This window comes from Corynebacterium gerontici, from assembly GCF_003813985.1.
In the GTDB taxonomy this organism is placed as follows: Bacteria; Actinomycetota; Actinomycetes; order Mycobacteriales; family Mycobacteriaceae; genus Corynebacterium; species Corynebacterium gerontici.
In genome coordinates, this window is the sequence record NZ_CP033897.1 from 752641 (window position 1) to 779150 (window position 26510).

Consider the following 26510-nt stretch of genomic DNA (forward strand, 5'->3'; position numbering starts at 1 on the left):
ACTTAAATGAGCGCGCGCCCTTGGCAAAGGCGCACCGTTACCGTATTGTTACATCCCGATAAACAACGCAATCTCAAATCCTGTGAGCGCAACAACCTGGCGCAGAGAGATCCATACACCTTGGCTATTCATCAAAAGTCCCGTCTGAACTCCTCAACTGCTGGCCGTTCCGTGCCGCTGAAGCTCGCCACCGGTGGCGTGCTTGCGACCCTGGCGGTCGGTGGCGTAGCTGTTATGCAAACTAAGAAGGACGTCACTATCGACCTCAACGGTGAACAGTTGCATCTGGTGACGCTACACGGGGACGTAGAAGGCGTGTTGAACCAGGCGCAGGTTGATCTCGATGCGAAAGACATCGTTTCCCCGGGCCTTGAGCAGCCGGTTTCCGATGGCGATACGGTGACCGTTCGTACCGTCAAGAACGTTGCCGTAGTCATCGACGGTCAAGAGCGCAATATCACCACCACTGCCGCCACCGTTGGCGAGATGTTGCATGAGATGCCTTCCGTAGATGCTCCGGTTGCCGCCCTCGAGGTCTCCAAAGACAAGGACGCGCGCCTCGAGGATGCTGGGGAGAAGGTTGCCGTTGTTACACCGAAGCTGGTCAAGCTCAATGTCGGCGGCAAGACCACCTACGTGCGTATTCCTGCGGAGACGGTGGAAGATGTGCTCAAGCAGCGCAATATCAAGGTTGATGCCGATGATCGTGTGACTCCAGATCCCAGGACTCCCGTGCGTGAGAACCTGGAAATCAACGTTGACAGGGTTGACGTCCAAACTCAGGACGTAGAGGAGCCCTTCAATGTCGAGCCACGTTTTGTGGATGATCCCGAAATGTTCCAGGGCGAAGAAACCGAAGTCGAACCTGGTTCGCCGGGCACCAGGAAGGTCACCTACAAGGTTGTAACCGTCAATGGTGTTGAGGAATCCAAGACCATTGAAAAGCAGCAGGAGATCACTCCCGCCAAGCCCGCTACGGTTCACCGCGGCGTGAAGCAGAAGCCTTCCGCTCCAGCCGTTGCTAACGGAAGCGTTTGGGATTCAATTGCGCAGTGTGAGTCCGGCGGCAACTGGGCCACGGACACCGGCAATGGTTACTCCGGAGGCCTGCAATTTTCCGATTCCACCTGGGCCGCCCATGGGGGCACCGAGTACGCTCCCCGCGCTTCCCAGGCAAGCCGTGAACAGCAAATTGCTGTTGCTGAGCGTGTGCAAGCCGCCCAGGGTTGGGGTGCGTGGCCAGCGTGCACCTCAAAGCTGGGTATTCGCTAAGCCACTAGATGCCTGCCCGCAAGCCACGGTTACAGCCGTGGCTTGTTCGCTTTCCACCAATCCTCACCGGTAGATTAGGCATTCATGGAAACTCCCCGCGCGCAATTATTAGGTCCCGCGGAAATTCGCGAACTTGCGGCTTTCATTGGCGTCACCCCCACTAAAAAGCTGGGGCAGAACTTCGTGCATGATCCGAACACTGTCCGCATGATTATTGGCGCCGCAGATCTAAAGCCCGAAGACCACGTTGTGGAGGTCGGGCCGGGACTTGGATCGCTCACACTGGGTTTGCTGGAAACGGTGGATCGTGTCACCGCCGTTGAAATCGACCCACGCTTGGCCCAACTCTTGCCTCAGACGGTAGCGGCGCGCGCGGAGATAGTTGCTGAGAGGCTCAACCTTCTGCACAAGGACGCGCTGTTGATTAACAAGGACGACATCGATGAGCCAACGGCACTGGTTGCCAACTTGCCCTACAACGTTTCCGTGCCGGTGTTGTTGCACTTGCTTCGACTGTTTCCGAGCATTCGCCGTGTGTTGGTGATGGTGCAGGCGGAAGTGGCTGATCGTTTGGCGGCAAAGCCGGGCAATAAGATTTACGGTGTGCCGAGCGTGAAGGCGGGTTTCTACGGTGAGGTTCGTCGCGCAGGCTCGATCGGCAAAAACGTGTTTTGGCCAGCACCGAAGATCGAATCGGGTTTAGTCAGGATCGATTGCTTTGATCGGGACAATGCGCCGTGGCCAGTCACCGAGGAATTCCGGGCGGGGCTGTTTCCCCTGGTTGATGCTGCCTTTGCTCAAAGGCGCAAAACCTTGCGCTCGGCATTGAAGGGCCATTTCGGTAGTGCTTCAGCCGCCGAGGAAGCACTGCTGCGTGCGGGCATTGCCCCAACCGCTCGAGGAGAAACGCTCAGTACCGCAGATTTTGTTCGTTTGGCGCAGGAGGCGGGCGAATGACTCAAGAAATCACTGCCAAAGCCCATGCGAAAGTGAACCTTCACCTCGGCGTCGGGCATGTGCGCGAGGACGGGTATCACGAGCTCGTCACCGTATTTCAATCGCTTTCGCTTTACGACGTCGTCCGTATCACTCCTGCAGATGTGATGGGCGCGGGGTGCGTCGAAAAGCTTCAAGCGGATGCGCCGGGAGTGCCCGAGGACGCCTCGAACTTGGCTTGGAAAGCGGCGGAGGCCGTTGCGCAGCGTTCGGGAGAACAGCTTTCTCGTGTGGCGATCGAGCTGCGCAAGGGGATCCCGGTGGCTGGAGGCATGGCGGGTGGCTCGGCCGATGCGGCGGCAACTTTGCTGGCGATGAACGCAACCTTGCAGCGCCCATTATCGGAGGCAGTGTTGCTGGAGATCGCCGCCGAACTTGGTTCCGACATCCCCTTCACGCTGCTTGGCGAAACCCGGGTGGGAACCGGCAGGGGCGAGGCGTTGACGCCGCTGATGTCTCGCGGCCAATATCACTGGGCGTTGGCGTTTTCTAAGCAGGGGCTGTCTACCCCGGAGGTGTTTGCCAAGTTGGACACGATGGAACGCGAGGCGCACCTGAGTTACGAGGCTGTGGCGCAGGCGCTCATGCGCGCCGATGCTCAAACACTGGCGGAAGCACTGCACAATGATTTGCAGGCTGCGGCGCTGTCTCTTCGGCCTGATCTGCGCAAAGTGTTGAACATGGGGGAGCGCGCCGGCGCGTTGCGCGGCATCGTGTCTGGGTCGGGTCCCACCTGTGCTTTCTTGTGCGCGGACGCCGAATCGGCGCAAGAGGTTGCTGCCGAACTCGGTGTGTACTATCGCACCGCCACCGCAACGGGTCCCGCGCCAGGGGCCGAGCTCATGGAAGGTTCTGCATGGTCAATCTGATCAACCTGGAAAACGTTCATAAGTCCTTCGGGCTTAAGACTTTGCTGAATGGCGTGAGCCTGGGCGTGCAGTCCGGCGATCGCATCGGCGTGGTCGGTCTCAATGGTGGCGGCAAGACCACGCTGCTGGAAGTACTCAGCGGTATTGAGCAACCGGATCAGGGGCGAGTGAGCCACAACTCCGCATTGCGCATGGCTGTGGTGACCCAACGCGCTGAGCTCGATCCGGACGCGACCATTGCCGACGTGGTGGTGCGCCCGCTGGGGCTCGAAACCTACGAGTGGGCCTCCAATGCGAAGGTGCGAGAGGTGCTCGCGGGTATCGGTGTGGACGCTCTGGGTTTGGACACAAAAGTCGGCGGGCTTTCTGGTGGTGAGCGAAGGCGCGTGAACCTCGCCGCTGCGCTGGTGCAAGAACTCGACCTCGTGGTACTCGACGAACCCACCAACCACCTCGACGTAGAAGGCGTGGAGTGGCTGGCCCAACATTTGCTGTCTCGCGGCATCGCTGTGGTGGTGGTGACGCACGACCGCTGGTTCCTGGACACGGTAGCCACCACCACCTGGGAAGTCCACGACGGCACCGTGGACATCTACGAGGGCGGCTATAACGACTGGACTTTTGCCCGCGCTGAACGTGCGCGCCAGGCCGACGCCGCAGAGCAACGCCGCCAAAACTTGGCCCGAAAGGAACTGGCGTGGCTCCGCAGAGGTGCTCCCGCTCGAACCTCGAAGCCCCGCTACCGAATCGAAGCGGCAGAGGCGCTGATCAAAGATGTTCCGCCGCCTCGCGATAGCGTTGAGCTCACCGCCTTTGCCAAGGCACGCCAGGGCAAAGTGGTAGTAGAGCTAGAAGATGCCACCATCACCACCCCCGACGGGCGCGTGCTGGTTGAAGACCTCACGTGGCGTCTCGCGCCGGGTGAGCGCATCGGGCTCGTGGGCGTGAACGGATCCGGCAAGACGACGCTCCTGCGAACGCTTGCTGGTGCCCATGAGCTCGCGGCTGGCAAGCGCAAGGAGGGCAAGACGGTTCGCCTTGGTTGGTTGCGTCAGGAATTGGATGACTTGGACCCCTCGCTCCGGCTTCTCGACGCCGTGGAGGCCGTGGCCTCTTATGTGCAGCTGGGAAAGAAGGAACTCAGCGCCTCGCAACTGGCAGAGCGCCTTGGTTTTCCCCCGAAGCGTCAGCGCACGCCCGTTGGTGATCTCTCCGGTGGCGAACGTAGACGCCTGCAGCTCACCCGCGTACTCATGAGTGAGCCGAACTTGCTGCTTCTCGACGAGCCCACGAACGACCTGGACATCGATACGCTTCAGGAGCTGGAATCCCTGTTGGATTCCTGGGCTGGCACGCTGGTGGTGATCTCACATGATCGCTACCTGATTGAGCGCATCGCCGATTCCACGTGGGCACTGTATGGAGACGGCAAGCTCACCAACCTGCCCGGTGGGATTGAGGAGTATCTGCGCACCCGTGAACGTTTGGCGGCGCAGCGAAGCACCAATACCCCCGAACCTTCTCCGGCCGCGAGCGATGCTAAGAAGATTTCTAATAAAGAGTTCCGCGAGCTCAACAAGAAGATGTCTGCCGCGATGCGGAAAGTTGAGCGCCTCGAGGCTGATATTGCCAAGATTGAGCAGGACATGGCTGAGATTGCCGAAAATATCGAGGCACTGGATACCGCAAAGCTGGCGCAGTTGAGCAAGCAAAAAGATGAGCTAGAGCAACAGCGCGAAGAACAGACGATGATCTGGCTGGAGGCAGCGGACGCGCTGGAAGGTCAGTGATTCGGATGTCGGAGAGGGCGGGAACAAAAGTGCAGCGGTTCTGGGATGCCCTGCATCCGGACAGCGTTGGCCTCGTGCTCGGAACCGCTTTCTTCGCGCTCGCTTTGACCCCGTCGCTTCTGCCTCGCGACGCCTTCTATCAATCGGTGGTCTGCGGTGTGTGTGCGGCGACGGGCTATCTCTTGGGCGTGTTTGCTCGATGGAATTGGAACTTGTGGCTGCGCGATTTTCTGCTCCCGGTGTGGAATAAGCGCCGCTGGAAACTGTCCGACACCTGGCGCCGACGCATTGAAGTAGCGCTGCTCGTCATCGCGCTGTTGTGGCTCGCTGGGATGGTCATTTTCGCGGTACGTTGGCAGCGGGAAGTTGCCGCGCTCACCGATGCTCGCCAGCTCAGCACGGCGGAATACTTCCTCGTGTTCCCCCTGGGTATCGGACTGTGGCTGCTGTTACTACTGCTCGGTCGCGGCATCAATGCTGCCACCGACTTCCTCATTGAGCACGGTCCTCAACGGATCGACGTCGGTATTCGTACCACGAGCGCATGGGTAGCTGTTGGCTTAATCATTTTGGTGATCGTCAATGAGGTCGTTCCTGGCACCATCGTCAATATGGCCGAGGGCGTCTTTTCGGTTCGTAATCAAGAAATCCGTGAGGATCTCTCACAGCCAACCAACCCAGAGCGTTCGGGTAGCCCCGATTCCCTCAACGACTGGGAGGGGCTCGGTTCTTTCGGTACTCGTTTCGTGGGACTTGGGTTGCACAAAAAGGAGCTGGAGGATCTCACCGGGCGTCCGTCCAAGGAGCCGATCCGGGTGTATTCGGGGCTCGACCACGGCGCTGATAACCAGGAACGCGCACAAAGGGTGGTCAAAGAACTTCAGCGTACCCACGCCGAGGATCGAAAGGTGGTGATGGTCGCCACCACAACCGGTACTGGCTGGGTGAATCCCACCGCCGCGCAGTCTTTGGAACTGCTTTACGACGGCGATACCGCTATCGCTGCCGCCCAGTACTCGTATCTTCCCTCCGCTATTCAATTCATCGCGGGTACCGAGATGGTGCGTGATGCGGGGGAGACACTCATTCGCGCGGTGCAGGATTGGTGGAATGAGCTCGATCCGGCAACGCGACCAAAGCTGCTCATCTACGGCGAATCCTTGGGCGTTGTTGCCGGGGAGGGTGCTTTCTCGGGGCTTCGTGGTTTAGCGCAGGCCGCGGACGGGGTGCTGTGGATCGGACCACCCCATTCCAGCGATCTGTGGCGCAATTTCGTGTCCCGCCGCGACCCCGGTACGCCTGAGGCAGATCCTGAATACGCCGCGGGGATGGTGGTCCGCTTCGCTGCTAACACCGAGGAAATCGATGAGTTTTTAGGACCGCAGCCCCTTTGGCAATCCACGCGCGTGTTGTACGTCCAGCACGCCACGGATCCCGTGGTGTGGTGGACACCGGATGTGATGCTCAAGGAGCCGGATTGGCTGAAAGAGCCAGCGCAATTTGACCGCAGCCCCGCGATGCGCTGGTATCCCTTCGTCACGTTTTTCCAGTTGAGTTTTGATTTACCGGTGGCCGCCAACGTCCCCAACGGTCATGGACACAACTATGGATCAGGTGTGCTCGATGGCCTTGCGGCGATTTCCAATGAGGAAAAGTTCAACCGCGAGTACGTAGATCAGCAGCGGGTATTCCTGGACAAGGCGATGGAGCATCAAGGCCCTGAGAAGGAAATTGGGGTGAATCAGCAACAAGCCCAACTCTAGAGGGAACTAATTTTCATCAGCGCACGACTAACACTCCAGAACGCGTTCTTCATTCATTCACCCATCCCCACCCGGCGCCCTCGAACCGGGTGGGTCGAGTAGTTGGAGAACACCCTGAATGTCCCTCAAACTCAATAACTTCACCCAACAACGCGCTGCTCAGAGGCCATTGCGCCCAATTTTGGCGCGCCTGCATACGGCGGCGGGCATCCTCATCACCCCACTTATCCTGGTGGCCGCGCTCACGGGATTTTTCTATGCGCTCGCGCCAACGTTGGAGCAATGGGTCTATCACGATGAGATCTATGCCAACGTCAGTGATGGGCCACGGGAGAGCGTCGAAAAGCAAGTGCGGGCTGCGCAGGCGGCCGCTGGGGACAAAGAATTAGCCGCCGTGCAGCTTTTCGACGACCCCATGCGAAACACTCGAGTGCTGTTCGCAGACGATACGCTGGACGAAGGGGTGCAGTATGCCGTCTTCGTGGATCCGCACAATGCGCAGGTAGAAGGCGAGCTAGAACAGTATGGCAGCAGCGGATCCCTGCCGCTTCGCCGATGGCTGGCGTATGGGCATAAGAACCTGTGGCTCGGAACTCCGGGACGAATCTACTCGGAGGTAGCGGCAAGTTGGCTTGGATTCTTTGCCGTCAGCGGGGTGGTGCTGTGGTGGCAATTGCAACGCAAAGGCTCGGGAAGGCTTGCGCGGATGTTCTCGTGGCGTTCAAATGCGCGTGCATCGGGACGCCTCAAACTCTTGAGAAGCCATGGCGTTTGGGGCAGTGTATTGGCTGCGGGCATGATCTTCCTATGCGTCACAGGCCTGACCTGGTCCCTGGTGGCGGGCGAAAACATTGCCAAGGTTCGCACTCATTTTGGTTGGGCCACGCCAAAAACTGTGGCAAGCCTTGAAGCCGAGGCGAGCTCTACGGACCCGCTGTCGCACATTGACGAGGTTGCTCAAGGTGCTTTTGACTCACTGCGGGCTCCACTGAAAATCGCCGTACCGCAGGATTCGACCAAGGGCTGGGTTGCCTCCGAGGTGCGCCAGCCGTACCGCCTCAGCAATGATGCCGTGGTGCTTAACGATGCAGGTGAAGTGGTGCGTTGGAACCGTTTTAGCGATTGGCCCTTTGCCGCGAAGGCCACCGCTTGGCTCATCCAACTGCACATGGGCACCCTCTTCGGGCTTCCGAACCAGATTGTGCTGGCGTTACTGGCCGTGGGCATTCTCTTCCTGCTACTTCGAGGAATACAGATGTGGGCTGCTCGCGGATTTGCGCCGGCGCCAGCGCCACAACAGTGGAATGTGCTGCGCAGCCCAGCAGGCATTGGATTCGTGCTCGGACTTGCGGTCTATAGTGTGCTCGCGCCGCTCTTCGGCGCCTCGCTATTGGTGGTTGTTGCGCTCGATTTCTTGTGGAGCAGGCGGCGTTCGCGCCATTGATTGCTTCGCGGAGTAGCCTTGTGGGCAACGCTCGCGTATGCGAGTCCTCGCATTCGATGACTTTGGGAAGAGGCATTGGCAATGGCCGGAGTATTCAAAAAGACAATCAGCACGGCGGCAGGAGCTTTTGGCGCGCTCGCGGCGTGGGATTTAACGCAGCGAAAGCACGCCATCAAGCGAAACTTCCCAGTCATCGGCAACGCACGCTACATGTTGGAATCCATTCGTCCGGAGATCCAGCAATACTTCGTTGAATCCAACACCGACGGACGCCCCTTCGACCGCGTGACTCGCACCATGATCTACGAGCGCGCCAAGGGCATCCATTCAGTCACCGCCTTCGGAACCGAACTCGATATCCAAGCCATTGGCTACGACCACCTTCTGCACACAGCCGCGCCAGTGGATGTGATGGAAGAAGCCCCAAAGGTTCACATCGGTGGTCCAGATTGCACACAGCCATTTGATACCTCCCTGCTCAACATTTCCTCAATGAGTTTCGGTGCACTTTCTGCACGCGCGGTGCTCTCGATGAACAAAGGTGCGGCGAAGGGCAACTTCATCCAGGAAACCGGGGAAGGGGGCTTAACGAAGTATCACCTGGAATACGGGGCACCATTGGTTTGGGAGTTGGGTTCCGGTTTCTTCGGCGCCCGCACTCAAGAGGGACGTTTCGACCCGGAGCAATTCAAAGAGAAGGCCGCAAATCCAAACGTGAAAGGAATTTTGCTCAAGCTGTCCCAAGGCGCAAAGCCAGGCATGGGTGGGCAATTGCCGGGCGAGAAAGTAAATCCGGAAATCGCTGAAGCGCGCGGTGTTGAGCCGTGGAAATCTGTCATATCACCGTCTGCTAATCCAGAATTTTCCACTCCCGTGGAAATGATGCAGTTCATCGGCCGTCTGCGCGAGTTAGCCGGCGGTAAGCCGGTTGGCTTCAAGCTCTGCGTGGGCTCTCGCGTGGAATTCCTGGCGATGTGCAAGGCCATGTTGGAAACCGGCATCACCCCAGACTTCATACACGTAGATGGATCCGAGGGTGGCACTGGCGCCGCACCGGGTGAATACGCCGACCACATGGGTACCCCGCTGTCTGAAGGCCTCATCGTTGTGCAAAATGCCCTCGTTGGCTGCGGATTGCGACACAAAATCGCCATTGGCGCCGCCGGCAAGGTGGCGGCGGGCAATGACATTATTAAGCGCCTGGCCCTGGGTGCCGACTACTGCAACGCAGCGCGACCGATGATGATGGCGGTGGGCTGCATTCAAGCGCAGAAGTGCCACACCAATCGTTGTCCAACCGGTGTAGCCACCCAAAACAAGTGGCTCGAACACGGTATCGATATTGAAGATAAAGGCGAGCGCGTGTACCGCTACCAAAAAGCCACGGTGGAATCCGCCATGCACTTGCTTGCCAGTATGGGGCTGAGTGATTTTGATGCGCTTGGCCCGCGCCACGTGGTGCGCAGAGTAGACGAGTACCACTTAGTTACCTACGCGGATCTCGCGGAGTGGCTGGAGCCTAACGCCCTGCTAGAAGGCTCGGCCTCAGAGTCTTGGCAGCGAGATTTTGAAACCGCCAGTGCAGATCGCTTCCAAGAACCGGCGGCGGCGCATATCCGCTCAGGTGCTTCCCGCAAGGCAGCGAAGGAATTCGCCGAGGACGTCCGCAAGAGCGGAAACCAAGATTAGGCGGCTTTGCGTTTGATGAGCAGCGTCGTGGCGGCTGCGATGAGCAACGCGACGGCACTGCTGAGCTGATAAATTGCAGCGAGTTCCTGGCTAATTCCCGTGTGCCACACGTATGCGCTCACGGCGGTGCCTGGATGTTTGCTCAAACCGAAAGACCCGAGCGCCAAGATGCCCAGCACGATCCATTGCTGCGCGACGGCGCCGAAGCCCTCGCATCTGGCCATCACCATGAAGCGCTCGCTGGAGGGGATCTGAGGATCCCTGTTCAGTCCATCCCGGAATAAGGCCTTCCCGGTAAAGGCGCCGATCATGGTCAACATCACGCCTGGCACCATCCACCACGTCCCGCAGCCGGGAATAATCAGTCCCACGCCAATCAGCGTGAGAATCAGTGCGTGCGACCACTGAATATGACGCCGTGCCAGGATCGGCCCGATGAGCGCTCCCGCGATATAGCACGCCACCGCGCCAAGGAGAAGGTCTTGGCGGTTCATGGCGATGCAGCAGAGCATCGGAAAGACCCAACCGTAATTCCGAAGCGCCGCAAACCAAATGCCTGCTCGCATATACGCAGGCATGCTGCGGGTACGGAGTGTCCTTTCAAGAACCGCCAAGAGTGCGAAGGCGAATACACCCCCGATGAGCACCCAAATCACTGCGGTTTGGCGCGTGAGCCTCACAGTGAATCCGAACCCCATCATGGTGAGCATCGTCAAGATGTGGAGGCGCGATCCTTCCCGGTGCTGGTAGAGCTCCGCTACCTTCTCGCCAACTTTGGGCGGATGAAGCTGAGCCAAACCCCAAAGCGCTGCTGCGTACACTCCCAACAGCAGGATCCACCCCGACATCGGATGCAGTTGGCGAAGCAGCATCACGCAAACACCCAGGCACAACAGCCAAACATCGACGTGCCACTCCGGCCGTGAGCTCCAACCGCTGCCGCTTGTCAAGGTAGTGAGCGCGGGAGAATAGAGCCCCACCGTCAAGCCCAAGAGCATGGCTCCGAGATCCCAGAACACGCTGCCGCTGGGGGTGAGCAAGACTGAGAGCACTAGGAGCAGGCAGGCGACCACGGCTCCGCTTGCGCCGAGGCGGGCAGTGCCAAGAGGCTGATGCATGTAGCCGAAGGCACGTGAAGCAAAGGGCGCTGTGTGGAATGCGGTGAAGAATAGAACCAGAGGTAGCAGGTAGTGCACTTCGCCCGGGTGGCTCAAGGCCATGCTTGCAAATATTAAACCCGGCAAAAGTGTGCCTCCGATGCTCAACGCTCGCGCGTTCAGCAGCAGTGCTTGTAGGGCCGGGGCGTTTGGCATGAGGTCGAGTTTAGTAGGGCAATGCGCTCGATCGCGCGAACCATTTCGCATGGCGTTGTGCCTGCGGCGTGACGTTCGAAAAAGCGCTAGCATGGCGGGCATGATTTTGATCAACGCTCGTCACACCGTAAAGCCCGAATACGTAGATAGCTTCATGGATAAGGTTGCAGAGTTCACCGAGGCCACCCGCGCCGAGGAAGGCAACCTGTTCTTCGTTTGGCATCAGTCCTTGGAAGAGCCCAATGTATTCATGCTCGTGGAGGCCTTCAAGGACGATGCAGCCGAGGCGCACGTGAATTCCGCGCACTTTAAGAAGATGCAAGAAGAAATGCCTCAGTACTTGGTTGAAACCCCCGACGTGATCAATACCCTTATTGAGGGCAAGACCGAGTGGGACAAGCTCAACGAGTTTGAAGTGAAGTAATCTCTGTTTTCTTCAAATGCTGCCCCAAGCTGGGGGCAGCTTTCTCATTTGGGCGGTAAATTGAGTGGTATGGCAAAAAAGGATGCGAAAAACGCCCAGAACCAGGTTGAAGATCAACACGTCAAGCCCAAAAAGCTGGATAAGAAGGCCTATGAAAAGGAACTCAAGCGCCTGCAGGCCGAGCTGGTAGATATGCAGCAGTGGGTGGTGGAAACCGGAGCCCGCGTGGTGATCATCATGGAAGGCCGCGACGCTGCCGGCAAGGGTTCAGCGATCAAACGCATCACGCAGTATCTCAACCCCCGCACGTGCCGTATTGAGGCACTTCCGGCTCCGAACTCCCGCGAACAGGGGCAGTGGTATTTCCAACGTTATGTGGAAAAACTGCCAACCGCCGGCGAGATCGTGATTTTTGACCGTTCCTGGTACAACCGCGCTGGTGTTGAGCGGGTCATGGGCTTTTGCACTTCGAAGGAATACCGCCGTTTCTTGCACCAGGCTCCGATTTTTGAACGTCTGCTGGTTGAAGACGGCATCATGCTGCGCAAGTACTGGTTCTCTGTCTCCGACGAGGAGCAAATTGAGCGCTTCAAATCTCGCCGTAATGATCCTTTGCGCCGCTGGAAGCTTTCTCCGATGGACTTGCAATCAATTACCAAGTGGGAGGATTATTCCCGCGCCAAGGATGAGATGTTTGTGCACACGGACATCCCGGCGGCCCCCTGGTACACGGTGGAATCGGAGGATAAGAAGCGCAGCCGCATTAATGTGATTAGCCACCTGCTGTCCACCATTCCTTATGAGAAGATTGACCGTCCATTGCCGGAGATCCCCGAGCGCCCAGAGGGGAATAATTACGAGCGTCCCCCGCGCGAGGATTTCCGGTATGTTCCGGATGTGGCAGCCAAGCTGGAAAAATAACCCAGCCCGTGTGACCCGGTGCATATTTTGAGGTGATGTGCAACACTGGTGGTTATGAGTGAAGCAGTTGTCAACACCAGTGTTCAGCACCGCACCGGCCATATCGAGCTCAACCGCCCCAAGGCGTTGAACTCTCTGAACCAGGAGATGGTGGACATCGTCAACGATGCTCTGCAGTCCTGGGAGGATGACCCACACATCGAGCAAGTGCTCATCACCTCCACTTCGGAAAAGGGTTTTTGCGCCGGTGGAGATGTCCGCGCCATCCGTGATCTGGACATGGAAGGTCGCCACGAGGAAGGCGACGAGTACTTCGAGCACGAGTACCGGATGAATCTTCACCTCGCCAACTTTCCCAAACCAATTATTTCTATCGCGGATGGCGTGGTGATGGGCGGGGGGATCGGCATCAGCGCCCACGGATCTCATCGAGTGGTAACTGAGAAGGCGTTTGCCGCGATGCCAGAGATGCTCATCGGATTCATTCCCGACGTGGGCAGCACGAAGATGTTTAGCTCCATGCGAGGCACGAAGGGCTACGAATCTTTGGCGCTGGCAAATTTCCTTTGCCTTACAGCTTGGCGTATGAATCCCGCGGATATGTTGTGGGCCGGGTACGCTACCCACCTCGTGCCAAGTGATCAGTTGGAAGCTTTCCAACAGTTGCTCATTTCCGACGGTGTTGACGCTGCTATTGCCGCTTTTGCCACGCAACCGGAGGACGAAGCTCCGCTAAAGAAGCACGAAGCGGCCATCGCCGAGGTTTTTGGCCACGATTCTTGGGAGGAGATCGCTGCGGCGCTCGAGGCCTGCCGTTACGAGGATTTCAAAGCCATGGTGCAAAGCCACATGGAGCTCGCCTGTCCAACTTCGGTGGTGGCGGCGGTGGAGCTGCTTCGCGCATCCAACGCGGCACCCGGTCTCGCGGAGGCGCTCGACTTTGAGCTGCGCATGGGCAATTCCCTTCGGCGAACGCCAAACTTCGTTGAAGGCGTGCGGGCGGTCTTGGTGGATAAGACCAAGGATCCAAAGTTCGAGCCTTCAACAACCGCGGAGGTTGACGTGCAAGCCTTACGCGCTGTGCTCGCCTAGACCTGTTTCAGCTTTTCGACGATCCCACGCAGCACCTGCACGACGCCTTCATCTTCGTTGCTGGGTGCGATGAAATCTGCGATCGCCTTGATGCGGGGATGGGCGTTGTCCATGGCGTAAGACACGCCCGCGGCTTCCAGCAATTGCAGGTCGTTGAGGTAATCGCCGAAAGCGATGGTGCGTTCCATGGGAACCTCCAGGGCATTGGCGAGGTTGCGCAATGCGGTGCCCTTGCTCGCTTTCGAGCTCATAATGTCAACCCAGTTAGCGCCGGATACCACCACGTCGAGGTGTTCGGCGGCCTCCCGAAGAGCTGGCGCTGCCTCGTCTTCGGCGCTGCCGAAGGTGAAGACGGCGAGCTTGACCACCTGATCGTTGACGTGCTCGTGGAGGTCTTCAATGATGTCCATGCGCGCATAATAGGGCTGACATTGAGCTAGGAACGCAGGATCGGTGCGCGAAACGAAGGCGCCATCGCTGCGACACAGCACCAAACCCCAGTCCTGATCTGGGTGTTGATCAATAACATCGATCACTGCGTGGGCTCGTTCCGCTTCGACGGTCGTGGTGGAAATGACCTCGTCACCATGGAACACCACAGTGCCGTTCTCGGCGATCACGCTCATGGGTTGCCCAGCAGGGGCGAATTGTTCCAGCAGAGTGAACAACTGGCGTCCGCTGGCTGGGGCTACTACCACGCCGTGGGAATGCAGATCCTTCAGCACGGGCCAGAAGGATTCGGGAATCGCCCGATGCTCGTTGAGTAGGGTGCCATCCATATCGATGGCAATGACGTAGGGAATATCGCTCATGTTTATGCACCCATCCGATACGCGTCGTGAACTCCGATTATTCGGGAACCTTCAAAAGAAATGATCAATCGACCATCGCTGCACTCAAGCTCTGCTGTGTGCTGATCGGTGGCGATAAGCCGGGCATTGCGCTGGCGGGCATAGAAGTCCAGACTTCGGCGAGCATTGACGTGCTCCGGTGTTGTCACGTTCAAGGTTGCCATGGCTGCTGCTTTGCTGAGCGGAGGCAGGACGGCATCGCCGCCGAAGATCAAGATTCCAATGGTGTTGGCGTCGAGCTGACAAAAGGCGTGGGTCCACTGGCGCAAGATGGGTTTCGCGGCGGATTCAAGGCGCAAGTGCTGTGCCTCCTCAACGCTCCACTCTGGGCGCAAAAGCGCGGCAATGCCGTGCTCCATGGCGAATTGCTGCACCGATTGAACTGCTGGATGGTGCGCCTGTTCCTGCCATTGAAAACGGAACCGTCCCTCGCGGATGGTGGCGATCAGCAGAGCTGGGCCAAAGGGGGTGGTATTGCTCTTGGGGTCGAATGCGATGATCTCGGGGTTGCCCAGACCTTCATAAAACAGCTGATGTTCGCAGGAGGTGAAGAAGGCGTCGGAGAGGACGTCGAAAAGCTGCATGCTGCCGACGATGGCTGCGTTATTGAGATCGACTGACACACGTTGTTCAGCGTCTGCCAAGGTGACGATGTTGGCTTCTTGCTCGAATTGTAGATTTCGTTCGGCGGCGAAGGCCATGAGCGCCCGCTCGGTGTCTTGTAAGGTTGGGACGCTCCCCAGCCCAACCGTCAAAGCTGTCTTCAGAGGCAACCGGGGGAGAGGCTCTTGCAACACCACCAGATCAAAGGTGCTGTCGGCCAAAGGAACGAAATACGCCGGCCCGTTGCCGTTGAGCGTGCGGGCAGCGCTGACGAGGGCATCGCTGCCTTCTTGCACTCCACGTAGTTCCGGAACGTCGAAGGTGAACTCTTGGCACCATGTCCATGATTGCTCACGAATATGTGCGCTGGTGACGGCGAAGAAGGTGTGGAGCTGGGACCCGGAACGGATTTGCACCTGGTAGCCGCCGGGAACCGGGTTGAAAGCAATGTCCTTGATGGGGCCACAGGACTGCTGGAGAGCGTAGCTTGCTGCGGCTTGTGCGATGGCACCGTCGACAAGCACCTCCGAAAGTGAGGTGGGGGCGGGTAATTCCATAGCGCTCCTTCTTCCAATTATCACGAATCAGCTCCAGCGTAGCGCCGGATGATAGCTGAGTTGGCCTCCGCATAGGAAAAGAAATGCTAAGGTGCCAAAAATGCCCTATACACTCGCTCACCCACTTGCGGTTGCACCCTTGTCGCGAGCAAAAGGTTTCGCATGGTTTCTTACGGCAGCGCTGGTCTGCGGATCCTTGGCACCCGATGCTGTGATGTTTATCAATCCCTTCATCACCATGCCGTGGACCTACGACGACGCCCACAGTTGGTGGGGAGTGTTCATCATCGATCTCCCCATCGCGTACTTGTTGTGGATGACGTGGGCGTTTTTGGTTGCCCCGGGCTATCGGATTTGCGCGCCCCGATGGTTGGCCCTGCGGCTTCCCGAGTACACCCCGCCCAATAAGCAGCGCGCTATCCGTGCCGTCCCCTCGGCACTCATTGGCATTGCAACGCACCTGTTGTGGGATTCCTTCACGCATGCGGGATATCCTCTGACCGACCCCGGCGGTCTGCTCGACCGAACTGTTGCGGGGTTTTCGCTATTCCGGCTCTTGCAGCACGGATCCTCGCTGCTTGGGCTCGTGGGGGTTGTGGTGTGGTTATACCTGAAACTTAGGAAGAAGAAGCGCGGCCAGGCCTTCGGACGTGCGCTGATTTGGCCGTGGGTGATGCCGCTGGCGGCGGGGCTCCTTGCTCCCCTCTACCTCATTGCGCAGCAGAATCTGCAACATCCGAAGGTGGTACTACTTGCGTTGGTGAACACTGCCACCGGCACCGTCAGCGGCGTGGTGATCGCATCCGCCTTCAGCGCAGCGCTCGTGCTTTTGAGTCGTGGATCGACCGCTTCACGAATGGTGAGCGCTACAGAATAATTGGTGCTGTTGAGCTTCTGATATACTAGGGCACGAGTGTGTGCAGGTGCACGGGAATGTCGGTGAGAATCCGGCAGCGGACCCCGCCACTGTATTCGTAAAACTTTGGGCTGTGGTGCTGTCACTGAACAAGATGATTGCTTTGGGAAGGCAGTGCCGTGATGAGCCAACGATGAGCCAGGAGACCGACCTGCGCGCACCCCAAAAAGGATTCAGCCTTGCATCCGCGGGGATTCGGATGCCGAGCAAAAGAAAAGAGAACACCGGAATGCATATCGCAGAAGGATTCTTGCCACTAAGCCACTGCGTGGCGTGGGGTGCTGTTGCCACCCCCTTCGTTGTCCACGGTGCCAGGGCGATCAAAATTCAACTCAAAGAGCAGCCGGGCAGCGGCATGTTGCTTGGGGCCGCGGGTGCGTTCACCTTCGTGCTCAGTGCTCTGAAGATGCCGTCGTTTACCGGATCGTCCTCTCACCCCACCGGCACCGGCTTGGGGGCGGTGCTGTTTCGTCCGCCGGTCATGGCACTCCTGGGATCAATCGTGCTGTTGTTCCAGGCATTGCTTTTGGCTCACGGCGGCATCACCACTTTGGGTGCCAATATCTTCTCCATGGCGATTGTGGGGCCTTGGGTCGGGTACGGGGCGTGGAAGCTCACCAGAAAGTGGGGCGTATCCGCCGAAGTAGGCGTGTTTTTTGCGGCGTTGTTCGCTGATCTTTCCACGTACGTGGTGACGGCTACGCAATTGGCGGCGGCACACCACGATGCTGGTTTCTTCAACGCATGGATCACCTTCCTGGGGCTGTATGCCCCAACGCAGTTGCCGATTGCTGCAGCCGAAGGCATCGTCACGGTACTGATCTTCCGGGCACTCAGCACTATTGCACTCAATGATCTGTTGCGTCTTGGTGTGCTGGACACAGAACGCAAGGTTGAAGCAGAGGTGGTGGGATCATGAAGAAGATTCCTTCGTGGGCTTTGGTCATCTTGACTTTCCTGTTGCTCAGCGCTCCCATGCTGGTGAACAGCGGATCCAATGTCGATGAGCCCTTCGCCGGTACCGACGCTGCTGCGGAGACGCTGGTGGAAGACGCAAACCCTGGCTACGAGTCCTGGTTCAGCCCACTGGTGGGGGAGCTTCCCGCCGAGGTGGAGTCGGGCCTTTTTGCACTCCAAGCAGCGTTGGGCGCAGGTTTGTTGGGCTACGTGCTCGGCGCCTACCGAGAGCGCAACCGCAACGAACTCGAAGAAACTCGGAAGAGTTAATTGAATCCCCTCGAGCGTGCCGCGGCGCGCAGTGCCTGGGCCACCCGGCATGTGACGGAAAAAGCTGTGCTCCTGTTGGGCCTGGTGGTAGTGTGCGTCGCGGTGCCGGTGGGGTGGGTTTCGTGCTTAATTGCAGCAACGTTGCTCTGGGTGGTGATCGCGGCGAACGTGCCGTTTCGGCTCCTCCTCGCTCTGCTGCTCGCCCCGATGATGTTCATTCTGCTGAGTCTGGTGCCGCTTACGGTAGTGATATCACCCGAAGGCTTGGTGTGGGTTCCTGACGGCCCATCAACGGCTGTAATGGTGTTTATTCGTTCGATGCTGGCAACCACGGCCACCATCCTGTTCTCGCTGACCACCCCAATGCCGGAGATTTTTCGTTGGCTGCGTTCCATCGGGGTGCCGCAATATCTGGTGCATGTTCTTTCGCTGACGTACACCATGACGTCGACGTTGCTCACTACTGCTCGCACCATGTGGGAGTCTCAAGCGATGCGTTTGGGGCACAGCAATCGCAGGCGTTGGATTCGTTCACTTGCTGATCAGGCGGCGAGCCTTTTCGTGCATGCTTTTTCGCGGGCTCGTCGGCTACAGGAAGGCTTGGAATTACGCGCCGAGGCGGGATCGATGCTGGTGCTGAGCCACACCCCTACGCTTCGTAAATCTTTCGTGGTGGGAAGTGTGGCATGGTTGGGATTGCTCACTGCTCTTGCTGTAAGGGGGTTACCATGGGTGCACTAATCGAGGCCGAATATCTGCATTTTCAGCGTGAGGATCGCACCATACTTCGAGATGTATCGCTGACCTTGCGCCCGGGCGAACGCGTCGCGTTGCTGGGGGCAAATGGGGTGGGTAAGTCCACGCTGATGCGCATGCTCGCCGGTGCCTGGCAACCAAGCGCGGGGAGGGTGCTTGTCGACGCCCGCCCGGTTCAATACAACCGCAAGGGAAGGGATCGGGTGCGCCAGCGGGTACAGATGGTGCTCCAGGAGCCGGACGATCAAATCTTCGCCACCAGCGTTGCAGCGGATGTGTCCTATGGGCCGATGAATCTGGGTCTGGATGAGGCTGAGGTGCGCAAGCGAGTAGAGGACGCGCTTGAAGCGACGGGCATTCAAGCATTAGCTCAGCGGGTCCCACACCAGCTTTCATTCGGTCAGCGAAAGCGAGTAGCGCTCGCTGGTGCGTTGGCGATGCACCCCGCTGCACTGCTGCTCGATGAACCCACCGCCGGCCTGGATCCACGCGGGACCGAGCAACTTCTGGCCGTGCTCGAGCGTCTATCCGAGCAAGGCACCGCGCTGCTGTTCGCTACCCACGACGTCAATGCCGCGGTCACGCTGGCGCAAAGAATCATCGTCTTGGTGGATGGTCGTGCACATGAAGGGGGCATTCACATGCTCACCGATGAAGCATTTGTGGAGCACGCGGGGCTCGCGCTGCCTTGGGCGCCGCTGGTGAGCCAAAAACTCGGCCGGAATATCACAACGCCCCGCGACTTGCTGTGACGCAAGTGGTGCGGGGCGTGGGGCGTCGAAAAGCTTAGAGCTCGGCCGAGGGAACACGCTTTGGCAGCACGAGCGGACGTGCGCCGGCAACTTCCTCCACGATGCGGATGACCTGGTTGGAGTAGCCGAACTCATTGTCGTACCAGACGTACAGCACCAGGTGCTTGCCCTCGGCGATCGTGGCGAGGCCGTCGACGATCCCCGCGTGGGTGGTGCCGATGAAATCGGAGGACACAACCTCGGGGGAGTGGATGTAGGTGATCTGCTGGCGCAGGTCGGAGTGTAGCGCCACGCGATCCATCAGGGAGTTCACCTCCTCGCGGGTGACCTCCTTTTCCAGGGTGAGGTTGAGCACCGCCATGGACACGTCCGGGGTGGGCACTCGGATGGCGTTGCCCGTGAGCTTGCCGTGGAGTTCCGGCAGAGCCTTGGACACGGCTCTTGCTGCGCCAGTTTCAGTGAGCACCATGTTCAGCCCGGCCGCACGGCCGCGGCGCTCGCCCTTGTGGAAGTTGTCGATCAGGTTCTGGTCGTTAGTGAAGGAGTGCACCGTTTCCACGTGGCCGTGCTCGATGCCGTAGTGGTCGTTGATCACCTTCAGGGTGGGGGTGATGCCGTTGGTGGTGCAGGAAGCTGCGGTGATGATCTGATCGTCTTCGTTGATGTCGCCGTGGTTGATGCCGTAGACGATATTCTTCAGGTCGCCCTTGCCTGGGGCGGTGAGCACAACGCGCTTGACGCCCTTGGACTTCAGGTGCTGGGACAGGCCTTCGCGATCGCGCCAACGGCCAGTATTATCCACGACCACCGCGTCATTGATGCCGTAGGCGGTGTAGTCCACCGAGGCGGGATCGTTTGAGTAGATCACCTGGATCTTGGTGCCGTTTGCCCAGATTACATCGTTTTCTTCATCCACGGTGATGGTGCCGTTGAATGCGCCGTGGACGGAATCGCGACGCAGCAAGGAGGCGCGCTTCACCAGATCCTTTTCGCCATTCTTGCGCACCACCACGGCGCGCAGGCGTACTCCACCGTAGGCTGCCTCGCGCTGGATGAGGATGCGTGCGAGGAGGCGGCCAATGCGGCCGAAGCCGTAGAGCACCACATCGGTGGATTCCATTTGCTGCTCGGTGCCCAGGACTTCTGCCAGTTCCTCGCGCAAGAAGGCGTCAAGATCGCCGCCCTTTTCGCGATGCGCCACGGTGAGGCGTCCGAGATCGATGGAGGCGGTGCCGAGGTCGAGCTTGCTCAACGCTTCCAATACCGGAAGGGTATCGGAAGGTGAAAGTTCCTCTTCTGTTGCAAGGCGTGAGTAGCGATGCGCCTTAATGATGTCGATATCAGTGACGTCGATGAGCAAACGACCGAACACCGAAACCACCACGTTGTTGTTGCGATGGAGCTGGTGAATGCGGGGAAGCATGCGGCCTGCGGATTCGATCTTGTCGTTCCAGTCCTGTGCCATGTGAAAGCGCCTGTCCTTTGTAAGCGATTGAAAGCTTGCGGGAGGGTAGCCCCGCTGATACCCCCATCTATCGTAGTAACCCCGCAGTTCTTGCGGGCAAGTTTCGTGATCCGGGGGTACCCAAACCTGGAAGCTTTTCGACGCCACGTCGCCGCTATTTCCCCGGCGTTGAAACGGGTAGTCTGTGGCAAGACATTCCCCGGCTGAAAGTGAAGGTGTGCCTGCGTGTTTCATGCAGTGAGCTATGCATTGCTCGACTCCATCAACGTGCTGCTCATCGGCGTGATTGTGGCAATCGGGGTGGTGTTGCCGGCGGGCGGGCACTACGGGCGGATCGTGGCGCGCCTGATTGTTGGCGATTGGTTGGGCGTTTTTGTCACTTCAGTTCCGGTGCTGCTGCTCTTTGATTCCATCGGCGCGCCCATTCGGCGAGCCATCGAATCCTCTTGGTTTGGTGTGGTTTTGATCCTGGTGGGAGTCTTGAGTGCTGTGCTGACGTGGCGAAGCGGAGGTGATTCCAGTGCCATTGTGGGGCGGGTGATGCGCTGGTTGCGCGAGCCGAGTGCTCGAACAGCAGGCGTAGGTTTTGTGCTCGGGGCTGTGCAGTCGCTGACTTCGGTGCCCTTCTATATCGGACTAGGTTTTTTGAGCGTTGGTGGATTGAGCGTGCTGCTGCGCTATTCGGCTCTGGTGCTATATGCCTCGCTGGCATTGAGTCTGCCATTTTTGAGCGCTTTCGCTGTCGCTTTTGTTCGCGCGCGCCCGCGAAGTGCGGCTGGTAGGGCTTTTGCTTGGGCGAGGGATCACAGTGAGCAGATGTCTGCCGGTGCTGGCTACTTTGTCGCGGTAATTTTGGTGCTGATCGGCGTGGGGCACCTATAGGGAATCGAACATTTGTTCGTGCAGCGGAGAGCGTCTCGGGGGTGGGTTGTTATATTGCACATATGTACGAAAAACTCCCGCAAAAATGCACCTCAAGCTACTATTTCGTCAGCGCCGATCCGGCGGATCCGCTCTGCGATTATCTGCGAGCTCGCCGAAAAGAGGACATCGCTTTTTGGCGAATGTTGCTCCCCGATCAAGCAGAGGAAGAGGATGCCTTTGCGCTGGCCATCTCCCTTGCGCCTTCGGTTGGCAGGGGCGAACAATACGTCATTAATCGATTTACCGCCTTGTGGGTTCTGGATAAGCTCCCGGAAACAAAGGCCGTGATCGAGCAATTGTGGCATTTAGATTTCGCACGCCTGATAGCGATAGGTAACACGCTCGACATTATTGAGGAATGGGCAGATATCGATGCCGCATTAGCCAAGTACCTCACCCCTAAACGTGCGGCACAGGTGCTACCTAGCGCCCGCCAAATTCGAGAATTCATCCGCAAGCACCTCGGCGCAGAACCTTCAAACTCCCTCAGCAGAGACATCCTCATCGAGGAACCCGCGGGCGATCGCCGTCGCGTCTTCGGTGTACTTACTTCCGACGCTAGCGCCATCATGATGCGTGAAGCAGTCACAAGAACCGCTGAGCAAATGCAGATCAGCCGTGCAGACGCACTGATGTGCATGGTGCTCGGCGCCGGAGCAAAAGTAACCATCAATCTGTACGAGGACAAGGCTGGCGTTCTCCACACCGCCTCTGGCCACCGCTTCGACCAGGAAGAAGCCGAGCTGATTCGAGAGCAGGCGAACACGCGCACCCTGGAGCGCCCGGTGGCGACCAAACGCTATCGTTTTAGCGAAAAGATGCGAGCATTCATCGCCGCTAGGGACGCCCACTGCCGATACCCCGGTTGCTCGGTACCGCATCATCAGTGCGATATCGACCATGTTCTGGAATATAACCGCGGAGGCGTCACTTCGGTGGAAAACGCCCAACTCCTGTGCAGGCACCACCACAACCTCAAAACGGCAAAGTTGGTCAGAGCGCGCATTGAAGAATCCGCGGAAGTTGTTTGGGCGTACCCGAATGGAACCCAATGCGTGACCCAACCAGAAGGAGTGCTGACTTAAGCCTCGCGCTGCACTTTGAGCCAAGTGAAAAATCCCCACAGCACGAAGGCCGCGTAGAAAATGTACAGAGCCGCTGAGGGGTAGTACCCGGCGCTGAGCAACAGGGGAACGCCGACGATGTCCACGGCAATCCAAATCAGCCAAAACTCGGTCCAGCCTCGTGCCATGCCGAAGGTCGCCAGCATAGATCCAACAAAGATCCAGGCATCAGCCCACGGTCCCCAAGAGCCGAGAGCCTGGAAGATCGCTGCGCATATCGCCGTGGCGAGGACCGCGAAAATGATCATGCCGATTCGTTGCTTTGCGCTGGCCCAGTGCGGCTGCACTGCCTCGGGTTCGCTGACAATTGATCGTGCGGGATCCACATCCTGGCATTCCCGAACACCGCGACGTTTCGCAGAAGACCACTGCCACCAGCCGTAGAGACTCACGCACAAAAACATAACTTGGCGGCCCGCTTGACCATAAAGATCAAGATTTTGAGGAGTGTGGAAGACACCGCCAAGAAACACCGTAAATAACAGGAGGTTGCCGATGATCCCCACAGGCCACGCCCACACCACGCGCTTCATCCCACCATAAGCACTGGCCAGGCCAAAGACGTTGCCAATGATTTCGCGCCACAAGATGGGCACGCCGCCGATGGTGAGCGTGGCGTCGAGAAGCGGATTGAGCACAGCCATTAATCCGCCACCATGGGGTACAGCTCGAAGTTTGGGTGCTCTTTTTCAATGAATTGGAGTCGCCACTTATCGCTGAACAACGCCACCAGCTCCCCATCGGTGCGGCTAAAGATTTCCACACCGCGTTGCTTCGCTAGATCCGGTGCAGTCTCAGCCGTGGTGCGGCGAGCAACGGAGTAGGGGATCGGGTCTGCGGTGGTTTCAACGTTGTACTCGTTGAGCATGCGCGCTTGCATCACCTCGAACTGCATGGGACCGACGGCCGCCATCACAGGGGCTGCGTCGCCGCGGGCGTCGTTGCGCAGGATCTGGACCACGCCTTCGCTGGCGAGCTGATCCAAAGCCTTACGGAACTGCTTGTACTTGCCCAAGCTCTTGGCACGAAGCGTGCGGAAGTGCTCGGGAGCGAACTGCGGCATTGGCGGGAACTGAACCTTCCGACCAGCGAAAATCGTATCGCCGGGGGCAAGAGAACCAGCATTGACCAGGCCGACGATATCTCCAGGGAAGGCGGTCTCCACCGTCGAGCGGGTGCGTCCGAAGACTGTGAGCGCGTACTTGGTGGAAAAACTCCTGCCGGATTGGGCGTGGGTGACTTGCATGCCGCGGTCAAATTCGCCGGAAACTACGCGCATGAACGCGAGGGAGTCACGGTGGTTTTTGTCCATGCCTGCTTGCACTTTGAACACCACGCCGGAGAAATCATCGGTGACCTCGCGGTCGGCGTCGATGGCGGAGGTGGCAGCCTCGACAGCCTTCGGGTCGGAGGATCGCCCGGTGGGGGAGGGAGCCAACTGGCAGAGGGCGTCGAGGATCTGGTGAACACCAAAGTTCAACATTGCGGAAGCGAAGATGAGGGGAGAAGTGACGCACTGCAGGAACAGTTCCTGATCGTGAACCGCGCCGTCGGCTACCAGCAGTTCGGCTTCTTCGGCGGCTGATTCCCACGCGGGGCCCTCTTTCATGGCAGCAGCTTCGGGATCAAAGTGCTCTTCAGGGGCGATGGTGGAGCCACCGGCGGTGCGCAGGAAGTGAATGTATTCCTCCACTTCGCCTTCAACGTCGAGTCGCGCCAACCCACGGAAATCGCCTGCTTCGCCCACAGGCCAGTACAGCGGAGTCGGCTGCAGGCCGATTTCGTCGACGATTTCGTCGACAAGCTCGAGGGGAGTGCGGCCGGGACGGTCCCACTTATTCACCACGGTAATGATGGGTAGGCCGCGCGCCTTACACACTTTGAACAGTTTGAGGGTCTGGGGTTCGAGGCCTTTGGCGGCGTCGATCAGCATGACTGCGGCATCCACGGCGGTGAGCACGCGGTAGGTGTCCTCGGAGAAGTCCGCGTGGCCGGGTGTGTCCACCAGGTTGATCATGTAGGGCTCGCCCTCGTGGCCCTCGGGGGCGTATTCGAATTGCAGCGCGGAGGACGCAATGGAGATGCCACGGTCTTTTTCCATCTCCATCCAGTCGGAGACGGTGGCCTTCCTGCCAGCCTTTCCGTGCACCGCGCCGGCCTCAGAGATCACGTGCGCGTGGAGCGCTAGGGCCTCGGTGAGCGTGGATTTACCCGCGTCGGGGTGCGCGATCACGGCGAATGTGCGACGCCTGGAAGCTTCCTGGGCGGTAGTGGCAGAAGAACTCATAGCTCATAACACTACTGCCCGTGTCCAATTGTGCTTAAGCTGGCCACTCAATGCCCAGCAGCGAGGAGCAGATCTCGAAATGCTTAGCCGATTGATCGGGCTTTCGGGCAAAGGGATGCTTGAACCCAGCTTTTCGACGATCCCCGTAATACTCCCCCGATTGCCACGCAATACCAGGAGTGCCGTCGATGAAGTACGCTAAATTTTCTCCGCCCTGCACATCGGAGATACCGAAGGGTTTGATCAGCCGGGATTCGTAGAATTTGCGCATCCATGAGCCTGTATCTCGGGAGAAATTCGACGCGACCACGCCGGGGTGGAAAGAGCAAGTGGCGATGCGCGGATGGTAGCGGCGATGCAGCTCCTGGGCGAAGATGAGATTGGCCAGCTTGGCATTGCCGTAGGCGCGGTGCTGATCGAACTTGTTCAAGCCCTGAATATCGTCCAACGCCGGTCGGCCGAAGAGCACATTGGCCATGCTAGAGGTGGCAATAACACGAGCGTTGGAATCAAACAGTTGCGGCAACAATTCATGGACAAGCAGCATGGGAGCCAAGTGATTGACTTGAAACGTTAGCTCGTAGCCGTCATCGGTGATTTTGGGCCCGTCAAACAGCCCACCGGCGTTGTTGGCTAGCACGTCGATACGCTCCCCGCGCAGTTGTTCGGCCAAAGCCCGCACATCATCTAGGCGCGCGAAATCCGCCACGATAGCCTGAGCGCCAAGCTCCGAGGCGATGGCATTGGTGCGCTCGCGGTTGCGTCCCACAAGAATGAGGCGGTTGTCACAGGCCGCTGCCAGGTGCCGAGCCGCCTCGCGGCCAACGCCGGAGCTGGCTCCAGTAATCACGATGGTTCGCATGGTGAGCTATTTCCTATGAATTTCTTGTTGAGCCTGCGCCACGCCTTCAGACACGATCAATGCAACGGCGCGGGCAGCGGTGTCGGCCAGGTCGGTGGCGGTGGGGGCGTCGATGTCGCTGAGCACATAATCCGGCACTGCGACTCCCGCGGCGGGGCGTCCGATGCCCATGCGTACCCGAAGGTATTCCCGGGTGCCAAGGTGCTGCGTGATTGACTTCAGGCCATTGTGCCCGTTTTCATTTCCGCCGGATTTGATGCGCACGCGCCCAGCGGGCAAATCCAATTCGTCGTGCAGCACTATCACGCGTTCAAGCGGGATGTGCAGGCGCTGGACCAGTGGAGATACGGCTTCCCCGGAAAGGTTCATGTACGTGGTTGAGCGGACGAACGCCACCCGTTTCCCCACGAGATTCTGGATACGCATCAGTGCCGGAGCCCCGCCGGGGTAGGCCATAAGCGGGCCGTCAAGCAGCTTATCGACGCCCATGTACCCAACATTATGACGATTCCGCTCATACTGCGCCCCTGGATTACCCAGGCCGATGACCAACCAATCGGCGTGAAGCTGCTCGGTATTGCGGCGGAAAAGCTTGGAAAAGATGCCCATGGTG

Annotated in this window: 25 protein-coding genes and 1 riboswitch; of the genes, 17 read left to right on the forward strand and 8 right to left on the reverse strand. The window is 58.7% G+C overall.

What is annotated here, in order from left to right; all coding sequences use genetic code 11:
• Window positions 1-120 precede the first annotated feature (120 nt).
• The 7 genes from CGERO_RS03565 (at window position 121) to CGERO_RS03595 (ending at window position 9823) form a co-directional block, all read left to right on the forward strand.
• Window positions 121-1272, forward strand: a complete 1152-nt coding sequence (locus tag CGERO_RS03565; RefSeq protein WP_123933510.1) for a resuscitation-promoting factor — start codon at window positions 121-123, stop codon at window positions 1270-1272.
• An 84-nt stretch (window positions 1273-1356) separates the two neighbouring features.
• Window positions 1357-2229, forward strand: a complete 873-nt coding sequence (gene rsmA / locus CGERO_RS03570) for a 16S rRNA (adenine(1518)-N(6)/adenine(1519)-N(6))-dimethyltransferase RsmA (protein ID WP_123933511.1) — start codon at window positions 1357-1359, stop codon at window positions 2227-2229.
• Window positions 2226-3137, forward strand: coding sequence for a 4-(cytidine 5'-diphospho)-2-C-methyl-D-erythritol kinase (locus CGERO_RS03575; RefSeq protein WP_123933512.1), 912 nt, complete (start codon window positions 2226-2228; stop codon window positions 3135-3137). The genes rsmA and CGERO_RS03575 overlap by 4 nt, the downstream gene beginning before the upstream one ends.
• On the forward strand, window positions 3125-4927 hold the full coding sequence (locus tag CGERO_RS03580; RefSeq protein WP_123933513.1) for an ABC-F family ATP-binding cassette domain-containing protein: 1803 nt from the start codon (window positions 3125-3127) through the stop codon (window positions 4925-4927). Before CGERO_RS03575 ends, CGERO_RS03580 begins: the two co-directional genes overlap by 13 nt.
• 74 nt (window positions 4928-5001) lie before the next feature.
• A complete protein-coding gene (locus CGERO_RS03585; protein WP_245998877.1) occupies window positions 5002-6690 on the forward strand; it encodes an alpha/beta hydrolase in 1689 nt (562 codons plus the stop codon).
• Window positions 6691-6808: 118 nt separating this feature from the next.
• A complete protein-coding gene (locus tag CGERO_RS03590) occupies window positions 6809-8134 on the forward strand; it encodes a PepSY-associated TM helix domain-containing protein (protein WP_123933514.1) in 1326 nt (441 codons plus the stop codon).
• An 81-nt stretch (window positions 8135-8215) separates the two neighbouring features.
• Window positions 8216-9823, forward strand: a complete 1608-nt coding sequence (locus tag CGERO_RS03595) for an FMN-binding glutamate synthase family protein (RefSeq protein ID WP_123933515.1) — start codon at window positions 8216-8218, stop codon at window positions 9821-9823.
• On the opposite strand, the gene CGERO_RS03600 is transcribed toward CGERO_RS03595, so the two are convergent.
• Complete coding sequence (locus tag CGERO_RS03600) at window positions 9820-11043, reverse strand: hypothetical protein (RefSeq protein ID WP_123933516.1); 1224 nt, start codon at window positions 11041-11043, stop codon at window positions 9820-9822. The genes CGERO_RS03595 and CGERO_RS03600 overlap by 4 nt on opposite strands.
• A 193-nt stretch (window positions 11044-11236) precedes the next feature.
• Here CGERO_RS03600 and CGERO_RS03605 point away from each other — a divergent pair, with 193 nt between their 5' ends.
• The 3 genes from CGERO_RS03605 to CGERO_RS03615 all read left to right on the forward strand — a co-directional run bounded on the left by CGERO_RS03605 (window position 11237) and on the right by CGERO_RS03615 (window position 13573).
• Complete coding sequence (locus CGERO_RS03605; protein WP_123933517.1) at window positions 11237-11560, forward strand: putative quinol monooxygenase; 324 nt, start codon at window positions 11237-11239, stop codon at window positions 11558-11560.
• Window positions 11561-11629: 69 nt separating this feature from the next.
• The gene (gene ppk2, locus CGERO_RS03610; RefSeq protein WP_123933518.1) at window positions 11630-12481 is read left to right on the forward strand and encodes a polyphosphate kinase 2; all 852 of its coding nucleotides are present in this window, start codon (window positions 11630-11632) and stop codon (window positions 12479-12481) included.
• A gap of 54 nt (window positions 12482-12535) precedes the next feature.
• On the forward strand, window positions 12536-13573 hold the full coding sequence (locus tag CGERO_RS03615) for a 3-hydroxyisobutyryl-CoA hydrolase (RefSeq protein ID WP_123933519.1): 1038 nt from the start codon (window positions 12536-12538) through the stop codon (window positions 13571-13573).
• On the opposite strand, the gene CGERO_RS03620 is transcribed toward CGERO_RS03615, so the two are convergent.
• A complete protein-coding gene (locus tag CGERO_RS03620) occupies window positions 13570-14385 on the reverse strand; it encodes an HAD family hydrolase (protein WP_123933520.1) in 816 nt (271 codons plus the stop codon). The genes CGERO_RS03615 and CGERO_RS03620 overlap by 4 nt on opposite strands.
• A gap of 2 nt (window positions 14386-14387) precedes the next feature.
• Window positions 14388-15584 carry a DUF6882 domain-containing protein gene (locus CGERO_RS03625; protein ID WP_123933521.1) on the reverse strand — a complete coding sequence of 399 codons (1197 nt, stop codon included), beginning with the start codon at window positions 15582-15584 and terminating at the stop codon, window positions 14388-14390.
• Window positions 15585-15684: 100 nt separating this feature from the next.
• On the opposite strand from CGERO_RS03625, the gene CGERO_RS03630 reads away from it, so the two are divergent.
• The 5 genes from CGERO_RS03630 to CGERO_RS03650 all read left to right on the forward strand — a co-directional run bounded on the left by CGERO_RS03630 (window position 15685) and on the right by CGERO_RS03650 (window position 19235).
• Window positions 15685-16461: a DUF4184 family protein gene (locus tag CGERO_RS03630; protein ID WP_123933522.1), complete on the forward strand. Its 777-nt coding sequence runs from the start codon at window positions 15685-15687 to the stop codon at window positions 16459-16461.
• A 27-nt stretch (window positions 16462-16488) separates the two neighbouring features.
• A riboswitch (cobalamin riboswitch) is annotated at window positions 16489-16669 on the forward strand.
• Between the two features lie 60 nt (window positions 16670-16729).
• The gene (locus CGERO_RS03635; protein WP_123933523.1) at window positions 16730-17419 is read left to right on the forward strand and encodes an energy-coupling factor ABC transporter permease; all 690 of its coding nucleotides are present in this window, start codon (window positions 16730-16732) and stop codon (window positions 17417-17419) included.
• Window positions 17416-17727, forward strand: a complete 312-nt coding sequence (locus CGERO_RS03640; protein ID WP_123933524.1) for an energy-coupling factor ABC transporter substrate-binding protein — start codon at window positions 17416-17418, stop codon at window positions 17725-17727. The genes CGERO_RS03635 and CGERO_RS03640 overlap by 4 nt, the downstream gene beginning before the upstream one ends.
• Window positions 17728-18468, forward strand: coding sequence for a cobalt ECF transporter T component CbiQ (gene cbiQ / locus CGERO_RS03645; protein ID WP_123933525.1), 741 nt, complete (start codon window positions 17728-17730; stop codon window positions 18466-18468).
• Window positions 18456-19235 (forward strand): energy-coupling factor ABC transporter ATP-binding protein, encoded by a 780-nt coding sequence (locus CGERO_RS03650; RefSeq protein WP_245998878.1) that lies wholly within the window; start codon window positions 18456-18458, stop codon window positions 19233-19235. The genes cbiQ and CGERO_RS03650 overlap by 13 nt, the downstream gene beginning before the upstream one ends.
• 34 nt (window positions 19236-19269) lie before the next feature.
• Here the strand turns inward: CGERO_RS03650 and CGERO_RS03655 are convergent, their stop codons facing one another.
• On the reverse strand, window positions 19270-20700 hold the full coding sequence (locus tag CGERO_RS03655) for a glyceraldehyde-3-phosphate dehydrogenase (RefSeq protein WP_123933527.1): 1431 nt from the start codon (window positions 20698-20700) through the stop codon (window positions 19270-19272).
• Between the two features lie 225 nt (window positions 20701-20925).
• On the opposite strand from CGERO_RS03655, the gene CGERO_RS03660 reads away from it, so the two are divergent.
• Window positions 20926-21582, forward strand: a complete 657-nt coding sequence (locus CGERO_RS03660) for a sulfite exporter TauE/SafE family protein (protein ID WP_123933528.1) — start codon at window positions 20926-20928, stop codon at window positions 21580-21582.
• A 62-nt stretch (window positions 21583-21644) separates the two neighbouring features.
• Entirely contained in the window at window positions 21645-22709 is a 1065-nt protein-coding gene (locus CGERO_RS03665) for an HNH endonuclease signature motif containing protein (protein WP_123933529.1), read from the forward strand.
• Here CGERO_RS03665 and pnuC read toward each other — a convergent pair.
• From pnuC to pth, 4 genes are read right to left on the reverse strand one after another with little or no spacing between them, the layout of a single operon-like run.
• Complete coding sequence (pnuC, locus tag CGERO_RS03670) at window positions 22706-23392, reverse strand: nicotinamide riboside transporter PnuC (RefSeq protein ID WP_123933530.1); 687 nt, start codon at window positions 23390-23392, stop codon at window positions 22706-22708. The two genes, CGERO_RS03665 and pnuC, sit on opposite strands and share 4 nt — an antisense overlap.
• Window positions 23392-25035, reverse strand: coding sequence for a peptide chain release factor 3 (locus CGERO_RS03675; RefSeq protein ID WP_123933531.1), 1644 nt, complete (start codon window positions 25033-25035; stop codon window positions 23392-23394). The genes pnuC and CGERO_RS03675 overlap by 1 nt, the downstream gene beginning before the upstream one ends.
• A gap of 34 nt (window positions 25036-25069) precedes the next feature.
• Window positions 25070-25897 (reverse strand): SDR family NAD(P)-dependent oxidoreductase, encoded by an 828-nt coding sequence (locus CGERO_RS03680; RefSeq protein WP_123933532.1) that lies wholly within the window; start codon window positions 25895-25897, stop codon window positions 25070-25072.
• 6 nt (window positions 25898-25903) lie between these two features.
• Window positions 25904-26506 (reverse strand): aminoacyl-tRNA hydrolase, encoded by a 603-nt coding sequence (gene pth / locus CGERO_RS03685; RefSeq protein ID WP_342768144.1) that lies wholly within the window; start codon window positions 26504-26506, stop codon window positions 25904-25906.
• Window positions 26507-26510 lie beyond the last annotated feature (4 nt).

Bases quoted from the DNA above. Each gene is read 5' to 3' on its own strand.
- rsmA (WP_123933511.1), top strand. From the start codon at position 1,357: ATGGAAACTCCCCGCGCGCAATTATTAGGTCCCGCGGAAATTCGCGAA.
- CGERO_RS03575 (WP_123933512.1), top strand. From the start codon at position 2,226: ATGACTCAAGAAATCACTGCCAAAGCCCATGCGAAAGTGAACCTTCAC.
- CGERO_RS03580 (WP_123933513.1), top strand. From the start codon at position 3,125: ATGGTCAATCTGATCAACCTGGAAAACGTTCATAAGTCCTTCGGGCTT.
- CGERO_RS03590 (WP_123933514.1), top strand. From the start codon at position 6,809: ATGTCCCTCAAACTCAATAACTTCACCCAACAACGCGCTGCTCAGAGG.
- CGERO_RS03595 (WP_123933515.1), top strand. From the start codon at position 8,216: ATGGCCGGAGTATTCAAAAAGACAATCAGCACGGCGGCAGGAGCTTTT.
- CGERO_RS03600 (WP_123933516.1), bottom strand. From the start codon at position 11,043: ATGGCCTTGAGCCACCCGGGCGAAGTGCACTACCTGCTACCTCTGGTT.
- CGERO_RS03605 (WP_123933517.1), top strand. From the start codon at position 11,237: ATGATTTTGATCAACGCTCGTCACACCGTAAAGCCCGAATACGTAGAT.
- ppk2 (WP_123933518.1), top strand. From the start codon at position 11,630: ATGGCAAAAAAGGATGCGAAAAACGCCCAGAACCAGGTTGAAGATCAA.
- CGERO_RS03615 (WP_123933519.1), top strand. From the start codon at position 12,536: ATGAGTGAAGCAGTTGTCAACACCAGTGTTCAGCACCGCACCGGCCAT.
- CGERO_RS03620 (WP_123933520.1), bottom strand. From the start codon at position 14,385: ATGAGCGATATTCCCTACGTCATTGCCATCGATATGGATGGCACCCTA.
- CGERO_RS03625 (WP_123933521.1), bottom strand. From the start codon at position 15,584: ATGGAATTACCCGCCCCCACCTCACTTTCGGAGGTGCTTGTCGACGGT.
- CGERO_RS03630 (WP_123933522.1), top strand. From the start codon at position 15,685: ATGCCCTATACACTCGCTCACCCACTTGCGGTTGCACCCTTGTCGCGA.
- CGERO_RS03635 (WP_123933523.1), top strand. From the start codon at position 16,730: ATGCATATCGCAGAAGGATTCTTGCCACTAAGCCACTGCGTGGCGTGG.
- CGERO_RS03640 (WP_123933524.1), top strand. From the start codon at position 17,416: ATGAAGAAGATTCCTTCGTGGGCTTTGGTCATCTTGACTTTCCTGTTG.
- CGERO_RS03650 (WP_245998878.1), top strand. From the start codon at position 18,456: ATGGGTGCACTAATCGAGGCCGAATATCTGCATTTTCAGCGTGAGGAT.
- CGERO_RS03655 (WP_123933527.1), bottom strand. From the start codon at position 20,700: ATGGCACAGGACTGGAACGACAAGATCGAATCCGCAGGCCGCATGCTT.
- CGERO_RS03665 (WP_123933529.1), top strand. From the start codon at position 21,645: ATGTACGAAAAACTCCCGCAAAAATGCACCTCAAGCTACTATTTCGTC.
- pnuC (WP_123933530.1), bottom strand. From the start codon at position 23,392: ATGGCTGTGCTCAATCCGCTTCTCGACGCCACGCTCACCATCGGCGGC.
- CGERO_RS03675 (WP_123933531.1), bottom strand. From the start codon at position 25,035: ATGAGTTCTTCTGCCACTACCGCCCAGGAAGCTTCCAGGCGTCGCACA.
- CGERO_RS03680 (WP_123933532.1), bottom strand. From the start codon at position 25,897: ATGCGAACCATCGTGATTACTGGAGCCAGCTCCGGCGTTGGCCGCGAG.
- pth (WP_342768144.1), bottom strand. From the start codon at position 26,506: ATGGGCATCTTTTCCAAGCTTTTCCGCCGCAATACCGAGCAGCTTCAC.